Genomic DNA, 16,454 nt, shown 5'->3' on the forward strand with positions numbered 1-16,454 from the left:
TTAAAATATACCCGGCGCCGATGTTGCCACCAGCGATACACCACTTAGGCCAAGCAATGCAATTGCTATAATACGTACCCATTTAGCGTCAACGTAGGGCGTTAATTTACGAGCAAAATGCGTAACTAGCAACACTAAAGGAATAGCCGCTGCAATTAAAAACATAATGTCGAGCCCAGGTAAAGTACCAAATAAAGCGATACCTACACGTACTAGTCCACCGATAGTAAATACCGCTAATAACGTACTGCGAATAGCTTCAATGGACCAACTTTGCTTATAACACTGAAACACAAGCGGCGGCCCTGAGGTTGAAAACAACCCACCAAGTAACCCACTTACTCCACCGGCTATTAAAAATGAACGAGGATTACTTTGTTTATTTGTACGCTCGCGGCCAATCAGCATTAAAGCGCAGCAAAGCAAAATGCTTACACCTAAAGCAAAGTTTAAATAGTGTGTTAAATGCGACGACATATATTCAAGTAGCACAAAACCTAACAGCATTAGCGGAATACCGGTATACAACATAAGTTTTAGCTCGGGTACTTTTACCGAACTGCGGTTTTTAACGACCACGGTTGTTGAATTAACTAACCCCAGCAAACTCACCAAAAATGTAGTTGCCGTAAGTGGCAATACATCAAGCAACGTAAAGCTTGCAACCACCAGCAACCCAAAGCCAAACCCGCTAAGAGTTTGCATTACGGTGGCAAGGCTTAGGCACAGCGCCATAAGCAAAATGAGTTCAAAAGAAATACTGAGCACTTTTAATTTCCTAAGGGTGAGCTATTGTAGTGTAACGATTTGTTTTTAGGCATAATGTATATTTTGCGCCTATTAAACATTACAGCAGTAGTTCACGTTTAATTGAGCTAGCGCAAATATGCGTAAAAGGTTTCACCTATGCTATAACTACAGGTGGATTAAATTTAATGGTAAATAATAATGAGTAACTCTATGTTTGATCACAAATTAAGTGGCCCAAGCTTGGCTTTTCAACCACTTTACTTACAAGTGGCTGATTATATTAAACAGCTCATTGTTGAAAGACGTTGGGTACCTGGCGAAGCACTACCAAGCGAATTTCGCCTTGCTGAAGAATTTAACGTAAGCCAAGGTACAGTTCGTAAAGCACTAAACTTATTAACCGACAATAAAATAGTAACTCGTCGCCAAGGCGTTGGTACGTTTGTATCGCAACATACTGCGCAAGATGCCTTATTTAGGTTTTTTCCGTTACAAGCAGACGGTAAAGGTGCCGATTTGCCAAAGGCTGAACTGCTATCGGTTGAGCTTTGTGCAGCGCCAGTTGAAGTAATAGAAGCGTTACAACTCAATAAAAAAGACAAAGTTACCAAGCTTGTTCGTAGGCGTATTCTTGATAACGAATTTTGCATGAGCGAAACTATATACCTACCACAAAGCTATTTTCCTGATATACATCAAAGTAGTGATATTCCGCATACATTGTACCATTACTATCAGACCAAATTTAACCAAACTGTACACAAAACCCAAGACAGTATTAAAGCCGTACTTGCTACAGTGGATGATGCCAAAATGCTTGCTATAAAAGCTGGCGATCCACTGCTGTTGGTATCACGCATTACCGAATCAATCGAAGGTAAACGTATTGAATACCGCCAAAGTAAATGCCGTAGCGATCATTACCACTATCAAATTGAACTTGATTAATTAAAAGCGTGTTTAGTGCTAAAAACCCACTTTAGCGCATAATAATTAAATATTTTTTAAAGGCAGCAAACGCTGCCTTTTTGCTGCCTGTAGGTTTTTTAACTGAACCATTTACTGCTTTGCTATTAACACAGTATTGACACTGTTTGATTCGTATAATAACTTATGTCTTATACAAGACCTAAGTCATTATGCATTTTTAACAGGAATTCCCAATGAGTTCATTAAATAATATCCCTCCAGTAGGGTTCGGTTTATGGAAAGTCGCGCAAGAAGATTGTGCACAAACGGTATACCAAGCCATTAAGGCAGGTTACCGCCATCTTGATTGCGCATCAGACTACGGTAACGAAGAACAAGTAGGCGATGGCATCGCCCAAGCAATAAACGATGGCTTATGTACCCGTGAAGAATTATGGGTAACATCAAAACTGTGGAATACCTTTCATGCACCAGAGCATGTTGGCCTCGCGATTGATAAAACACTGAGTGATTTAAAGCTAGATTACCTAGACTTATACCTAATTCATTTTCCGATTGCGCAAACATTTGTGCCAATAGAAACCCGCTATCCACCAGAGTGGTTTGTTGACCCTACGGCGCAAAACCCACAAATGGAGCTTGCAAAAGTACCACTGTATTTAACGTGGCAAGCAATGGAAGAACAAGTACACAGCAACAAAGCAAAACGCATTGGGGTATGTAATTACTCAAGCGCACTGCTTCACGATTTAATGAACTACGCGAATATCAAACCCGCTATGTTGCAAATTGAGTCGCACCCTTATTTAACGCAAGAGCGATTAGTAAGACTCGCAAAGCAGTACGATATTCCGGTTACTGCGTTTTCACCACTGGGTGCGCTTTCATACCTTGAGCTAGAAATGGCTGATAAAACTGAATCAGTTCTTGAGCAAAGCGTTGTTAAAGCGGCCGCAGACAATCATGGCAAAACGCCAGCACAAGTAGTTCTTCGCTGGGGCGTGCAACGCGGCACTGCCATTATTCCTAAAACCTCAAAACTTGAACGCATGAAAGAAAATCTCACACTGTTTGATTTTAAATTAACAGAGCAAGAAATGGCGCAAATTTCTGCGCTTAACAGTAATCGCCGATTCAACGACCCTGGGCACTTTTGTGAAGCTGCCTTTAACCGTTTTCACCCAATTTACGATTAGGAACATACAATGTCAGCTACCGAAATTAACTACGCCTCAGTGCCAACTCAATTAACATTCGATGATTCGGTTTTTCCGTGCATTGTTGTTAATAACAATAACGCCAGCACCGTTGAAGAAGCGGTAGCTTTCATTCGCGCAAATAAAAGTGAATTGGCTACAAAACTTCGCAGCTCAGGTGCTGTGTTGTTTCGTGGCTTTCCTGTAAATAGCGCCGAAACATTTGATACTTTTTCAGCCGGGTTTGATTATGACAATTTTACTTATAAAGAGTCACTGTCTAACGCGGTACGTATTAATTTTACCGAACGTGTATTTACAGCTAACGAAGCGCCAAAAGATGTAGAAATATACTTACATCACGAAATGGCGCAAACGCCTATTTCGCCAAGTAAATTATTCTTCTTTTGTAAATCGGCCGCAGAAGAAGGCGGTGCAACACCTCTTTGCCGATCAGATAAATTATTTAGTGCATTAAAAGAATACGACAGCAAGCTTGCCCATGACTTTGAACACAAAGGCCTAAAATATACCACCTATATGCCAGCCGCTGACGACGCAACATCAGGCCAAGGCCGAAGCTGGAAAAGTACGCTAAGTGTAGAAACCAAAGACGAAGCACATAATAAATTAACCGAACTTGGTTACCAGTGGGAATGGCTTGAAGACGGCTCACTAAAAGCAGTTACACCAGTACTGCCTGCTGTAGTAACTCTTGAAAACAACGTACAGGTTTTTTATAACCAACTGATTGCCGCTTACATGGGCTGGAAAGGTGTACGCGATAATCCATCAATTGCCATTACCTTTGGTGATGGTAGTGCAATTCCTAAAGTTGGACTTGATAAAATTGTGGAGCTTTCTAAAGTATTTACCTTTGATCTTGCATGGCAAGACGGTGACGTTGCTTTAGTTGATAACGAAATGGCTATGCATGGTCGTCGCCCTTTTACAGGTGAACGTAAGCGCCAAGTATTAGTAGCACTTACCGCAGCTAAAGCGTAATGCAGCGCTTAAGTAGTAAATTAAGCTGTAAAATATCACCTTTATGGCAAGGTGCCAGCATTGCTGCAATGACTGGCCTTGCCGCCTTATTTTTAAGCGAACATTATGGTGCGCCAGCCATGTTGTTTGCTTTGTTACTGGGTATGGCAGTCTCATTTTTGTATCAAAGCGATAGCCCTTGCGCCAAAGGTATCGATTTTACTGGCACCACGATTTTGCGTGTAGGTATAGTACTGCTAGGCACACGCATTGCGCTGGGAGATTTAGTAACACTGGGTTGGCAAACAGCACTTATGTTAGCGGGCGCCATATTTACCACTATTATTTTAGGTGTAGTGCTAGCGCGCGCATTTGGCTTACAAAAACGCTTTGGTGCACTAACAGGTGGCTCGGTTGCTATTTGTGGAGCGTCTGCTGCGCTGGCTATCTCGTCTATTATGCCAAACAGCGAACATAAAGAGCGCGACACCTTATTAACCGTTATTGGCGTAACAGCTATGTCGACCCTTGCTATGATTCTCTACCCTATTGTGGTTAATTATCTTGAGTTTGACGCCCATAATGCAGGCGTATTCTTAGGTGGCACAATACATGATGTAGCCCAGGTAGTGGGTGCAGGTTATTCGGTATCACCAGAGACAGGCGATATCGCAACTCTAACTAAACTTGTACGTGTTGCCATGCTACTACCTGTTGTACTTATTATGATGGTCGTTATTAATCGCTCAAACAAAGAAAAACACGGAGAATTACCTAAAGTACCTGGTTTTTTAATTGGCTTTGTAATACTCATGATAATAAATAGCTGCTTTTCACTTCCTACAATAGTACTTGAAACCGCTAACGAACTTTCGCAGTTCTTTTTAATTGCGGCTATTTCAGCTATAGGAATGAAAACTAATTTAGGAAAGCTTACCGAAGTAGGTATGAAACCCATTATTTTAATTGTGGCTGAAACACTTTGGATTGCATTATTAATACTTGGATTTGTAATTTGGAGCTAATGAATCAAGTTATTTAAGGTATATATCAAAAAAATCAGTAGGTAATTAGGTCATGTTTTAACCACTTAAAACTTGCATTTTACCTACTCTAGAACCTCGTACTAATACAAACATAAAGCATTGATTAAATTCAAATTAACTCAAATTAAGACGCAAATAAGATCACCTTAATCATGACTAGTTAGTTAAAAAACAAACAAACTAATAAAGCACTTACTCTAAAATAAATTTACAATAGGGCTTGGTATATAGCTCAATTTACTGTTATCCTGCTTGGCATCGGGTTGACAGAAAACCCTATTTATTTGTAAGTACCACGTTGTTTTAGTAATAATCCTTCGCGTTATCCTCAGTTAAATGTATGTTTTCTTCCTGTTAAATTGCCTAATTTAAGGCGCACTTTTATTAATTCTTAGGATACTATTATGTCTAATACTACAACTGGTACAGTTAAATTTTTCAACGAAGCAAAAGGTTTTGGTTTCATCGAGCAAGAATCTGGTCCTGATGTTTTCGCACATTTCAGCGCAATCTCTGGCGACGGTTTCAAAACTCTAGCTGAAGGCCAACGTGTACAGTTTACTGTTACTCAAGGTCAAAAAGGTCCACAAGCTGAAAACATCGTTAGCATCTAATTGCTTTCGTTAAAATGGGTTAGCAATAACCCATTTTGAATACTAGTTTGAAAGAAGTTTTGTTTTATTTGTTAGTACCCCGTTGTTTTAGTAATAATCCTACGCGATATCCTCAAGTTAACTATTTTTTCCGGCTCAATCGCCTCTTTTCAGGCACACTTATATTAATTTTTTAGGATACATATTATGTCTACTACAACTACTGGTTCAGTAAAATGGTTTAACGAAGCAAAAGGTTTTGGTTTTATCGAGCAAGAATCTGGCGCAGACGTGTTCGCACATTTTAGCGCAATCTCTGGCGACGGTTTTAAAACTTTAGCTGAAGGCCAACGTGTACAGTTTACTGTTACTCAAGGTCAAAAAGGCCCACAAGCTGAGAACATTGTTAGCATCTAATTGCTAAACAATTTAGTGGGTTAGAGATAACCCATTAATATATTTACCTTTATAATTATTTAGTCGAATATCTTCAAAACCTCCTCTGTAAATATTTTCCAAGCGCAATCTCATTTGTATACACAACTCATTAATTAGTACATTTTTAAACACATTTACTACTATCTCTCTTGAGCGAAAGCTTTGTATTGCCTACAATAGCGCATACTTCATTCAATATAGAATATGACCATGAACGACACTACCGCAAAACCTGCTTTACCAGATCGCCTTTCTATTAATCCACGTAGCCCACATCATGTGGAAGAAGTTTTTGAACACGATATTGGTATCACGTTCAACGGCAAAGAGCGTTTTGATGTTGAAGAATACTGCATCAGCGAAGGTTGGATAAAGTTTGCATCTCCAAAGGGGCTTGATCGTCGCGGACAACCACTTTTACTTACAAGAAAAGGCACTGTTGAAGCCTTTTATAAGTAGTTAATACTACTTACTAAAAAAGCGACACCATATTGGGTAGTCGCTTTTTTTGTGCTTGTTAAAAATCATTTAATTATATTAATTTTCGCTTTACCCAGCACCCAATCTAAGCCTTGGATTGCTGTTGTTGGAAATGCGGTTGCATGATTAGCGCCGTCAATAACAACACTTTTTAATTCTATATTGTCACTTTTAAGCGCATTAATTTTTTGCGTTAGCTGCTTAGCACCTTCAACCATATTTTGCTCTTCGCCGAAAGCTGGCGTTTCCATAGATCCAACTGATATATATACCCTTATAGGCAATTTTGGCTTATTCACTTTTAACGCTAATAGTGCATTGTTATCAAACCAAACCGATGGGCTGCCAATAATATAATTGCTAAATAAATCGGGTGTCGTTAATAAAATAGTCGCGCCAAATAAACCGCCTAACGAATGCCCCATGTAGGTTCTTTGTAAGTTACTGGCCCGATAGTTTTTTTCAATAAAAGGGAAAACTGTACTTTGTAAAAACTGAATATGCCCTTTGGCATTACCTGTTTGCTTTTTCCAATCTTTTGCAAAGGTAGGCGTGTAATCTCTAATTCGGCTGTTAGAGCCAGCGGACCCTTTTTCATAGCCAATTGCTACAATAATAGCCTGTTGCATTTTGCCACTATTCATAGGGAATCGTGTAGCCCCAGCAACGATGGGAAAGGTATACGGTGCATCGGTTACATAAATAACTGGATACGTTTTATTAGGCTGCTTTTGGTATGATTTAGGAAGCTGAATATACACAGGATACGCCCGCTCGCTAACGGGCTCAATGAGCTCAACCACGTTACTTCGGGGTATTGAATAAGGGGTATTTGCGCTTAATTTAAAACATATTAAGGCGCTTAAAAGCAAAAGAGATTTTAAAATAAGAGGCACTGTATTGGTTAACCTAAGCTAAAAATAAATTAAGTACCTACTTTAAAGTACTTTTAGCGAATATTTAAGCTATCCAAAAGAACAAAGTTTAAAGTGCCAGTATAGCTTTCGTTTAAACCACCAGCACTTATAGCATTAAACCACTTGATCTGGCTCACTGCCTGAACACGGGCAGTTGTCGTCATTCTGTTTAAGACATTGCTGATAATTAAACCAATGGGCTACAGCAATAAACGCTGAGCCTATTAAGGTTAGCGCTTTTTCGAGCACTTCATGGCCTAGCAATACGGCAAATATCATAAAAGCTAAGCCTGTTACACCAGACACCATATAACGTGTACGTTTATGTTTTTTACAGCCTAAACTCAATGCCAACAAACTGGTTGGCATTACCGCCGCAAGAATCCATAAATGAAATTGCTCACTATCTATTTGCAGTACAGCAAAGCTTGGTAATAACGCTAAAATAACCGGGGTTGCAAAACAATGCACTGTGCACATTACCGATAACCCTATTGCCATACGATCCATAACACTTTGACTCGACTTCATTATTTCCTCTACTAAATCAGTGTCTCCACTCAAAAACGTTACTTTTAAGGAGACATTTTAATAACATCAGTTAATTGCTGTTGATATATTATAACATTACTCGCATAATTGATATAATATAACATCCAACAAGGTAGTCAAATGAAACGTAGATCACAATTAGCTGTTCTCATAGCAGCTTTATTGCCGGCTAGTGTGCTTGCATCCACAATAGAAGGCGTTGTTTTAAACAACAAAGGTAAAGTAGTTACCAATGCAACGGTAGAAGTTGAAGGCTCAGATCTTAAAGTAACCACCGATGAAAACGGTAAATTTGTTATAACAGAACTAAATAATGGCTTAAAAGAGCTTCACGTTGTAGCCCCTGGTTATGCGCATCTTCATCGCGATATAACAATAACTAATGATGAAAACCAATCGGTTACTTTTAATTTAAAGCGCTCGCCTATTGAAGTTATTGATATTGAAGCGACCCCTATTCATATGTCGGCAATGGAATCTGCATCGCCTGTTAGTGTTTTATCTGGCGAACAACTAAGACGACAACAAGCTGCAACCCTTGGCGACAGCCTTGAAAAACTCCCAGGCGTTAATACAAATTTTCACGGTAAAGTAGCCAGCACACCTATTATTCGTGGTTTAAGCGGCCCTCGCGTACTTATTACTCAAAATGGCCTTGATGTTAGTGATGTTTCGCGCGTTGGCCCCGATCACTCTGTTGCATCGGAGGCGTCTACCGCACAACAAATTGAAGTATTACGCGGCCCTGCAACGCTGTTTTGTGGCAGTGGCGCAATTGGTGGTGTGGTTAATGTAGTAGATAACCGCGTACCTACCGACAGCACCACGCGTGGTGAATGGAACCTAGAACATAACTCGGTAGATAACCAAAAAGTGGCCTCGTTCAATGCCACCACAGGCACAGACTCGGTGGCTTTTTACGCCGATGCATTTTGGCGTGAGGCCGATGACTACGGGGTACCTGTAGCTGCCGATATAGATAGCGACGGTGAAGAGCATCGTGGTGACTATAAAGTTGAAAACAGTAATGAAGAGTCTGACGGTTTTACTGTTGGCGCTAGCTATTTAATGGATAACGGCTTTATTGGCTTAGCAGTAGAGCAATTTAATCGTCAATACGGTATTCCTGGTCATACGCACGGCGAGGAAGAAGAGGAAGAACACAACGACGAAGAAGAAAGCGTATTTGCTGATTTAGAGCAAACTAAAGTGCAATTATTAGGTGAGTACAACCTAGATAATAAATGGCTAAACAAAATAAATCTCCGCGCTGGCCATACCGACTACGAACACGCTGAAATTGAGAGCGGCGCTGTTGGCACTACCTTTAAAAACGAAACCAACGAATTACGCATAGACCTACTGCATAACCAATTTAACGAATGGAATGGCGGTATTAGCTTTCATTACAAGCAAAGCGATGTTGAAGCACAAGGTGAAGAGGCCTTTACTCCTCCATCAGAGACCGAAAGCTTTGCTGTAGCGTTAATGGAAGAAAGGCACTTTGGGAATTTTTTAGTGCAGTTAGGTGGGCGCATAGAGCGTGTAACAATTGAAGCAGGCGACGTATTACTGCCAAATATTGACGCTCACGCACACGATGAAGCAGAAGAAGCCGACGAGCATGATCATGACCACGAAGAAAGCGCAGAAACCACTCGCGTATTTGATGTAGAGCATGAATTTACGCCAGTCAGTTTATCGGCAGGGGTAGTATGGGATTTTACATCTAACTATAACTTAGGGCTTTCGGTATCGCGCTCTGAACGTGCACCTTCTGCCTCTGAGTTGTTATCGTTTGGGCCGCATATTGGCACTGGCACTTACGAAGTAGGCGCACTATTTGATTTAGATGAAGATGGCCATTTGGGTTTATCTGAACAAGCAATTGACCTGGAAACAGCCAATAATATCGATTTAACCCTACGTAAAACTCAAGGCGATGTTGGCTTTATTTTAAATGCCTTTTACAACCAAGTAGATAACTATTATTACCAAATAGACACCGGTTTATACGCACAAAGTGGACACGACCATGGCGATGAAGGCGTTGACGAACACGACCATTCATCAGAGCTACCCGTTTATTTATTTAAAACAGATGATGTAGTTTTACATGGTTTTGAAGCGCAAATTGCGTGGCAATTAACAGATGAGTTTAAGCTAGATGTATTCTCTGACTACGTTCGTGCACGCCTTAAAGACGGCGGCGATTTACCACGTACACCACCGCTTCGTTTTGGTAGCGAGCTAAGCTATCAAACAGATAAACTCAGTGCACATATTCACGTAACTCGTTATCAAGAGCAAGACCGCACAGCCCCACAAGAAACAGCCACAGACGGTTACACCTTAGTTGATGCAAGCATCTCTTACGACCTTTCAGTGTTAAACCAAGATATGTCTGTGTACCTACGAGGCACTAACTTAACAGATACAGAAGCACGCGTGCACAGCTCGTTTGTAAAGGATATAGCGCCACGTCCAGGACGTAGTTTTGCGCTAGGTATTCGCGGTTATTTTTAAGCGTTAAAAAATTATAATTAAAGGAAATAAACATGAAAAAACTATATCAATTAAAGCTTATTGCACTCGCTATTAGCGCTACATTTATTACGGCCTGTGGCGATGCAGAAACCAACATTGTGGAAAAAGATCCTATTGTTGTAGAAGACGAGCACAATCATAATGATGATCACGACCATGACGACGGCTATACCATAGACTCACTTGGCAGACTTGCCGTTCTGGCAGGTGACAGTAACGAAGCTAGCTTTTTTGATTTAGACAACCACGAATTACTTGATACATTTACACTAAACAATGACTCAAACACGTTATCTGCATCACCAGGCTTTCGTTATGCTGTTATTGCTAATCGTACTCAAGATTACCTAGGGTTTATAGACGGCGGTATGTGGCGCGAAGATCACGCAGAGCACTTGCATGATTATGAGCAAGGCCCTGCGTTTAGCAGCTACGAGCTAACAAGTGGTAGTCGCCCTACACACTTAATAACTCACGACGGGCAATTAGCAATATTTTACGATGGCGATGCAGAAACCGGTACGCCTGCCTCAGTAGAAGTGCTAACCGATAACGATATTACCAATACAACAGCTACACTCACGGGCATTAACTACGACATTAACATGCATGGTGTAGCTGAGCCTCGCGGCAAGCATTTACTCTCAACCATTCGCCGCGACGATGCAAGTAATACATCTAATGCCAAAGTACTTCCCGATCAAGTGGGTGTTTATCATCTTCACGATGGTAATTACGAACTAGAGCAAACGTTTGAAATAACCTGCCCCGATTTACACGGCGCAGCACAAAATCACGATTATGTTGTATTTGGTTGTGGTGATGGTGTATTGATTGCCCATCAGCAAGGTGATGTATACAGCGCTCAAAAAGTTGTAAATATAGATGCCGTAGGCGATCAGCGCATTGGTACTTTGTACGGCCATAAAAACAACGACACAATTTTTGGTATTGCCGCAGGGCATGATGGCAGTGGCTCAGTATTACTGAGTATTCATTCTGAAAATGCCGAAATGGAAGAAGTAGAATGGCAATTTGCTGATGGCGCAAGTGCTGTTTCTTATTCTTTTTCAGCCAGTGGTGAACACTTTTTAATACTCGACAGCCTAGGCTTTTTAAATGTACTTACTGGGCATGAACATGACGGTGAAATGCACTGGGAACTCGCAGGCCAAGTAGATATTACTCAAGCAGACGTAACCACAATGCCCGAAGGAATGAGCTTTAGTATGACAGTGGCGCAAAGTGGTCCGTTTGCTTATATTGCCGATCCAATTGCTCAACACATAGTGCAAGTGCACCTAGAAGACCTAGAAATTGAAAGTGAGCTAGAGTTAACTTTTCCACCTGCAAGCATTACCTGGTTAGGGATTGCACAAGAAATAGAAGATGAAGATCACGACCATTAATTTAAAACTAACGTTTTAAGTTAAAGCCACAAAACAAAAAACCCGTAATTAGGTTTACTAATTACGGGTTTTTTACAGCTATTTATTTAGCTCTATTGTTACTTACGGCGCCAGCCACTCCATACATCATCTATATCATCGGCTTTATTTTTTTTCTTTTTCTTGCCTGTGCCTTCTGGTTTTGCCATTGGCTTTTCATTTTTAAGCGCATCAGCTGCATCAAGGTTTGCTTGGTTTACAGCAAAACCGGTTACTTCTTCACGCTCTAGGCGTAGTTTGTTTTTCTTCTCGATTATTTTAAAGTGATGCAAATCTTCATAATCAACCAATGAAAGCGCTAAGCCTACTTCACCAGCACGGCCGCTTCGGCCAATACGGTGCATATAATCAGCAGGACTGCGTGGTAGATTAAAGTTTATTACCACTGGCAGCTTTTCAATATCCAAACCACGTGCAGCAATATCGGTTGCGATAAGTACTTCGATTTCGCCCGCTTTAAATTTTTCTATTACGCGAGTACGTTCACTTTGGCCTTTATCGCCATGGAAAACTTGTGCATTAACACCGCGTTTTTCAAGCTTAGCCACTAAATGCTCACAGTCTTTTTTAGCGTTCACAAAAATCAGCGCTTGGCGCCATTTATGCGTTTTAATTAAATGTGCTAAAACCGTGGTTTTTTCGCCTTTATTTACCGTAAACACGCGTTGAACAAGTGTGCTTTCATCTTTATTTTGAACTTGTATTTCAACAGGGTCGTTTAATAGCTCTTGCGTTAATTGGGTTACTTGCTCAGGGAAAGTCGCTGAAAACAACATGGTTTGTTTTTTAGCAGGCATAAGCGCCAACAAATTAGCCAGCTCTTCGGTAAAGCCAAGGCTTAGCATACGGTCGGCTTCATCAAGCACAAGGGTATTTACATTATCGAGCTTAATCGCATTGCTTGAGATTAAATCGAGCAAACGTCCTGGTGTTGCAACAATAATATCGGCGCCGCCGCGCAGTGTCTGCATTTGTGTATTAACCGACACACCACCAAACACTGCAACTATTTTGATTGCGCCGTTAAAGTTAGCAGAATACGATTTAACGCTATCGGCCACCTGCGTAGCAAGCTCACGCGTTGGCACTAAAATAAGCCCTGTTACAAAATTACCTTTGCTGGCAGTATTTTTAGCGCCCTGCTCAAGGAAAGCTTTTTGCAACATAGGTAATGCAAACGTTGCTGTTTTACCTGAACCGGTATTTGCCCCTGCAATTAGGTCACTACCCGCAAGCACACTAGGTATAGCCTTAGCTTGAATAGGTGTAGGCTGGGTATATTCCAAATCGGTTAATCGAGCTAATAGCTCTGGAATAAGGCCAAGTTCGGAAAAAGTGCTAGGGCTTGTGGCTGAGGTCATAAAAGTTGTGGGCTTATTGCTAAAAAATTAGCCTGTAATTTTAGCGTATTTAGCGCTTATTAAGTAGAGATTAGTGATTTAAATGTTTTCATAGGTGACAGCTGCGCGATTCGAGCTACAAGCTCTAAGTATACTTTAGCTCTGATTATTTTTGCTCATTAATACGAAAAGGGAGTTTTCCCCTTTCTTTAAGATATAAAACGACCTGCACGCTCAACTAACTCAGGGTAATGTAATATCGAAAACTGTCGATTTTGGTTAAAGCTAAAGTCATATAGGATCATGTCGCCAAGCTCCGCTGAACATTGTTGAATTTCTGAAGATTTTATTCCGGTTTTTCCTAGTAACTTACTTATAATGCTAATAATTTTACCTTCATAGGCTTTATTTGAGTCCAAGTTTGATTCAGGGTTACTCATTTTTTCAATAAAAACATTCCAATCTTGACTGGAGTTAGTTCGAAATTTATCTTTCCACATTGGTATCGTAATTTTATATAATTCTGGCTTACTTATTTTTAGGATAGCTAAAAATACTAACGGTAACGTATATAGCCTTTCTTCAGTTGTTAGCTGAATTGCTTGTAAAATCTTTATGGCTTGTTCAATATCTCGTAAACCCGCATCACATAAAAGAGCTGTTTGAGCCAGCAAATAAGCATTACCACTTTTATGCACAGCAATTAACTTATCATCATTAACAAGCTCTGTTTTCCATAAGTACTCTGAGTAAGACAAGCGATTTGGTGGTGGTAGATGATAAATTTGATCGAAAAATCTATTTAGGTATTTTTTAGATTCAAAATTATTACCATAAATAGCCTTGATTGAATGACTTAATTGCTCAGATGCAGTAGCAACAACAAAGTAAACGCGCGGTATTTGGAATAAATGTTTAATTGTCTCGAGTAGTTCAATGGCATAACTAGGTCTACATCTGTCTAACTCATCTACGAATATAAAAATTGGTTTTATATCCTTACCTGCCTTTTTCGCTATCTCCCCTAAATTAGTCTTAAAAGTAATAATACTATTTTCTATGCTTTCTTGATGTTCTAACGCAATATTTGTTGCTTGAGTAGTTAGACCTTCAACTAATCTATTTGTAGCTTTTTTATCTATATCGGATGCTTTACTTTCCTCACCATCACTCTCGATTAATTCGTTTATTTGATCTAGAGAATAGCCCGTCAATTTTTTTGCTATAAAAGATAAAAGTAATGGAGCGGCAGCAAGCTTGAATTTATTCCATTTATTTTTTTGGCTTGCGTTGGCCTTTTTACTAAAAAAAGGTTTTAACTCTTTATCGATCGCAGAAATGAAACCAAGCAAAGGGTTATCTGTAAAATCCTTATCCCAAGCATTAAAATAAACAACTTCGCAGCCTTGTGACTTTAAATCACTTCGCCAATTTGTAAGAAAATAGGTTTTACCAAATCCCCATTCAGCATCAATATTTAATACAAAAGGTTCCTCTTTCTTTACTGTAAATCGATTGAGCAAGTAAGAAGTTAGATATTTTGCATCTTCAACTCTATTTAACTTATCGTCATTCCATGGTTCCATTATTTATCTTCCCTGATTTTGTTTATAGCTATATTGCCATGAAGACATTGATTACGAAACATTGTATTCAAACGAAGTTATTTTCACTGTTATTTAATTTAAGTACCTTGCAGTAATAAAACACGGCTAAAATTATTCACAAAAAAAGGCGCATTGAGCTGTCTCTTGATCACAAGTCTGACTCAAGAGATTTTGCTAAATCGTAGCCTTCCAGGATGGCTTGTAACTTAAGCCATCCTTGCCATAACACTTTCACAGATGCACGCCCTGTGCGCTTGGTATCTTTCCAGCCTCCTAACTTTGCCAGTTCCTGATACGCCCATGACATATTTGGAGCAGTTTCAGGCAATGGTGTTTTTATTCTCTTTAACCACAATAACTTCCATGCTTTGGGAGATAACAGTTGTTCACAACTTGGAGAATCAGGCTGCTCATTGGTGAACTTTAGTTGCAATATTCGCGTCGCAATAAAGCCATTAATCGTCACCAATCTTTCCATGTTATCTTGGCTTTGAAGGCGTAAACTTTCGATATCCGTACCATCACTTTTCCAGACTTTATGGTATTCCTCTACAAGCCAACGGTGCTCATAGTAGGTGATGATAGCTAAAGCGTCTTCTTTGCTGGTGACTGGTTCACTGGTTAATAGGTGCCAGCTTAAGCCGTTCTCAGCGTTTCCTCGCTCTGCACAGCCGACATAGTAAACTGGGAGGGAGTGTCCTTTCTTATTGTAAGGCGCTTTGAGTGTCACTGGCGCATAGGTGATATCCAGTGTTGCGCTTCGGGCTTTTCTTCCTCCTTTTTGTGCAATGTGGATGTGTTTGGTGCCTGCACTCATCAGCTCGCTTGCAAACGCATAGAGCTTATCCTCACCTTCTTCAATATGACGACTTTGCATCGAGCGTACGACGAATCGTTGCTGCTCGCTCAGTTTATACTGCAAGTATTCGTAGATGTCCGCTTCGCGGTCACACACCGATATCACGTTCGCCATTTGTCCTTGCAGCCGCTCTGCCATCGCTCGTGACGCTGACTCCCACTTGTAACTTTCTTTTTCTTCGTAAGAAGTCGTCGCGTGTTTTTCTCTTTTTCCAATCGTGTTGATATCACGACTCCAGCGAGACTGTTCAATTAATCCCACAACTTGCTTTGTGTCTGGCGCAAACAGTAATACGCTATGAGCTAACAAGCCTCGTTGTTTTGCTCCTCGTCCGACATGACCCAAATCATCTCGAATGGAGGAATGTTTATAAATTAGTGTGGTCGTGTCTTCTAATGCGAGTAATAAGTTATGACTTTTTGCTTGTTCAACCGTGGCTTTAAAGCCTGACTCTGCTATAGCCGTTGCGTCAATATTCTCGTTGCGAATAAAGCGGTAGGCACCTTCCATATCGGCGGGGGATTGAGTGATGTTCACAAGTGGTTTTCCTGGTTCATTTGCAAGCGTTGATGCTAACTTTACCAGACGCGCTGTTCTTCTTGGATCACCTAAGTCCGATTTACCGAATTGTTGTTTTGCCCAATGAGTATGTTCGTTAATCATAATGTGCCCTCAAACAAGATTTGAAGATCTGATCATGACATTGAGATTTAGTTCAAAAAAATCCCCGCTAATTTCTTAGCAGGGATTTGTGTATAAGAGACAGC

Annotated in this window: 15 protein-coding genes; 9 read left to right on the forward strand and 6 right to left on the reverse strand. The window is 40.3% G+C overall.

Annotated features, from left to right (window positions below; genetic code table 11):
* Positions 1–768, reverse strand: a complete 768-nt coding sequence (locus GQR45_RS14075; protein WP_232783811.1) for a sulfite exporter TauE/SafE family protein — start codon at positions 766–768, stop codon at positions 1–3.
* Positions 769–948: 180 nt separating this feature from the next.
* Between GQR45_RS14075 and GQR45_RS14080 the strand changes: the two genes are divergently transcribed.
* The 7 genes from GQR45_RS14080 (at position 949) to GQR45_RS14110 (ending at position 6,396) form a co-directional block, all read left to right on the forward strand.
* On the forward strand, positions 949–1,698 hold the full coding sequence (locus GQR45_RS14080) for a GntR family transcriptional regulator (RefSeq protein ID WP_165726269.1): 750 nt from the start codon (positions 949–951) through the stop codon (positions 1,696–1,698).
* A 215-nt stretch (positions 1,699–1,913) separates the two neighbouring features.
* The gene (locus GQR45_RS14085) at positions 1,914–2,876 is read left to right on the forward strand and encodes an aldo/keto reductase (protein WP_165726270.1); all 963 of its coding nucleotides are present in this window, start codon (positions 1,914–1,916) and stop codon (positions 2,874–2,876) included.
* A gap of 9 nt (positions 2,877–2,885) precedes the next feature.
* Positions 2,886–3,881 (forward strand): TauD/TfdA family dioxygenase, encoded by a 996-nt coding sequence (locus GQR45_RS14090; protein ID WP_165726271.1) that lies wholly within the window; start codon positions 2,886–2,888, stop codon positions 3,879–3,881.
* On the forward strand, positions 3,881–4,885 hold the full coding sequence (locus tag GQR45_RS14095) for a YeiH family protein (RefSeq protein WP_197118323.1): 1,005 nt from the start codon (positions 3,881–3,883) through the stop codon (positions 4,883–4,885). Before GQR45_RS14090 ends, GQR45_RS14095 begins: the two co-directional genes overlap by 1 nt.
* Positions 4,886–5,310: 425 nt before the next feature.
* The gene (locus GQR45_RS14100) at positions 5,311–5,520 is read left to right on the forward strand and encodes a cold-shock protein (protein ID WP_006792548.1); all 210 of its coding nucleotides are present in this window, start codon (positions 5,311–5,313) and stop codon (positions 5,518–5,520) included.
* Positions 5,521–5,706: 186 nt separating this feature from the next.
* Positions 5,707–5,916 carry a cold-shock protein gene (locus tag GQR45_RS14105; protein ID WP_010554515.1) on the forward strand — a complete coding sequence of 70 codons (210 nt, stop codon included), beginning with the start codon at positions 5,707–5,709 and terminating at the stop codon, positions 5,914–5,916.
* Positions 5,917–6,147: 231 nt separating this feature from the next.
* Positions 6,148–6,396 (forward strand): DUF3297 family protein, encoded by a 249-nt coding sequence (locus GQR45_RS14110; RefSeq protein WP_002963088.1) that lies wholly within the window; start codon positions 6,148–6,150, stop codon positions 6,394–6,396.
* 65 nt (positions 6,397–6,461) lie between these two features.
* Here the strand turns inward: GQR45_RS14110 and GQR45_RS14115 are convergent, their stop codons facing one another.
* Entirely contained in the window at positions 6,462–7,313 is an 852-nt protein-coding gene (locus GQR45_RS14115; RefSeq protein ID WP_165726272.1) for an alpha/beta hydrolase-fold protein, read from the reverse strand.
* A 135-nt stretch (positions 7,314–7,448) separates the two neighbouring features.
* Positions 7,449–7,865 (reverse strand): MerC domain-containing protein, encoded by a 417-nt coding sequence (locus GQR45_RS14120; RefSeq protein ID WP_165723077.1) that lies wholly within the window; start codon positions 7,863–7,865, stop codon positions 7,449–7,451.
* Between the two features lie 141 nt (positions 7,866–8,006).
* Between GQR45_RS14120 and GQR45_RS14125 the strand changes: the two genes are divergently transcribed.
* Both GQR45_RS14125 and GQR45_RS14130 read left to right on the forward strand, forming a co-directional pair.
* A complete protein-coding gene (locus GQR45_RS14125; RefSeq protein ID WP_165726273.1) occupies positions 8,007–10,412 on the forward strand; it encodes a TonB-dependent receptor in 2,406 nt (801 codons plus the stop codon).
* A gap of 32 nt (positions 10,413–10,444) precedes the next feature.
* Entirely contained in the window at positions 10,445–11,842 is a 1,398-nt protein-coding gene (locus GQR45_RS14130) for a 5-methyltetrahydrofolate--homocysteine methyltransferase (protein WP_165726274.1), read from the forward strand.
* A gap of 98 nt (positions 11,843–11,940) precedes the next feature.
* Here the strand turns inward: GQR45_RS14130 and GQR45_RS14135 are convergent, their stop codons facing one another.
* The 3 genes from GQR45_RS14135 to GQR45_RS14145 all read right to left on the reverse strand — a co-directional run bounded on the left by GQR45_RS14135 (position 11,941) and on the right by GQR45_RS14145 (position 16,350).
* Positions 11,941–13,242 carry a DEAD/DEAH box helicase gene (locus GQR45_RS14135; protein WP_165726275.1) on the reverse strand — a complete coding sequence of 434 codons (1,302 nt, stop codon included), beginning with the start codon at positions 13,240–13,242 and terminating at the stop codon, positions 11,941–11,943.
* A 188-nt stretch (positions 13,243–13,430) separates the two neighbouring features.
* Complete coding sequence (locus GQR45_RS14140; RefSeq protein WP_165726276.1) at positions 13,431–14,807, reverse strand: P-loop NTPase fold protein; 1,377 nt, start codon at positions 14,805–14,807, stop codon at positions 13,431–13,433.
* Between the two features lie 169 nt (positions 14,808–14,976).
* Entirely contained in the window at positions 14,977–16,350 is a 1,374-nt protein-coding gene (locus tag GQR45_RS14145) for an IS4 family transposase (RefSeq protein WP_096058041.1), read from the reverse strand.
* Positions 16,351–16,454: the final 104 nt, after the last annotated feature.

The sequence above is a fragment of the Pseudoalteromonas sp. SA25 genome (genome assembly GCF_011378705.1).
Classification (GTDB): domain Bacteria; phylum Pseudomonadota; class Gammaproteobacteria; order Enterobacterales; family Alteromonadaceae; genus Pseudoalteromonas; species Pseudoalteromonas arctica.

Bases quoted from the DNA above. Each gene is read 5' to 3' on its own strand.
- GQR45_RS14080 (WP_165726269.1), top strand. From the start codon at position 949: ATGAGTAACTCTATGTTTGATCACAAATTAAGTGGCCCAAGCTTGGCT.
- GQR45_RS14145 (WP_096058041.1), bottom strand. From the start codon at position 16,350: ATGATTAACGAACATACTCATTGGGCAAAACAACAATTCGGTAAATCG.
- GQR45_RS14100 (WP_006792548.1), top strand. From the start codon at position 5,311: ATGTCTAATACTACAACTGGTACAGTTAAATTTTTCAACGAAGCAAAA.
- GQR45_RS14135 (WP_165726275.1), bottom strand. From the start codon at position 13,242: ATGACCTCAGCCACAAGCCCTAGCACTTTTTCCGAACTTGGCCTTATT.
- GQR45_RS14105 (WP_010554515.1), top strand. From the start codon at position 5,707: ATGTCTACTACAACTACTGGTTCAGTAAAATGGTTTAACGAAGCAAAA.
- GQR45_RS14120 (WP_165723077.1), bottom strand. From the start codon at position 7,865: ATGAAGTCGAGTCAAAGTGTTATGGATCGTATGGCAATAGGGTTATCG.
- GQR45_RS14095 (WP_197118323.1), top strand. From the start codon at position 3,881: ATGCAGCGCTTAAGTAGTAAATTAAGCTGTAAAATATCACCTTTATGG.
- GQR45_RS14110 (WP_002963088.1), top strand. From the start codon at position 6,148: ATGAACGACACTACCGCAAAACCTGCTTTACCAGATCGCCTTTCTATT.
- GQR45_RS14130 (WP_165726274.1), top strand. From the start codon at position 10,445: ATGAAAAAACTATATCAATTAAAGCTTATTGCACTCGCTATTAGCGCT.
- GQR45_RS14085 (WP_165726270.1), top strand. From the start codon at position 1,914: ATGAGTTCATTAAATAATATCCCTCCAGTAGGGTTCGGTTTATGGAAA.
- GQR45_RS14140 (WP_165726276.1), bottom strand. From the start codon at position 14,807: ATGGAACCATGGAATGACGATAAGTTAAATAGAGTTGAAGATGCAAAA.
- GQR45_RS14125 (WP_165726273.1), top strand. From the start codon at position 8,007: ATGAAACGTAGATCACAATTAGCTGTTCTCATAGCAGCTTTATTGCCG.
- GQR45_RS14090 (WP_165726271.1), top strand. From the start codon at position 2,886: ATGTCAGCTACCGAAATTAACTACGCCTCAGTGCCAACTCAATTAACA.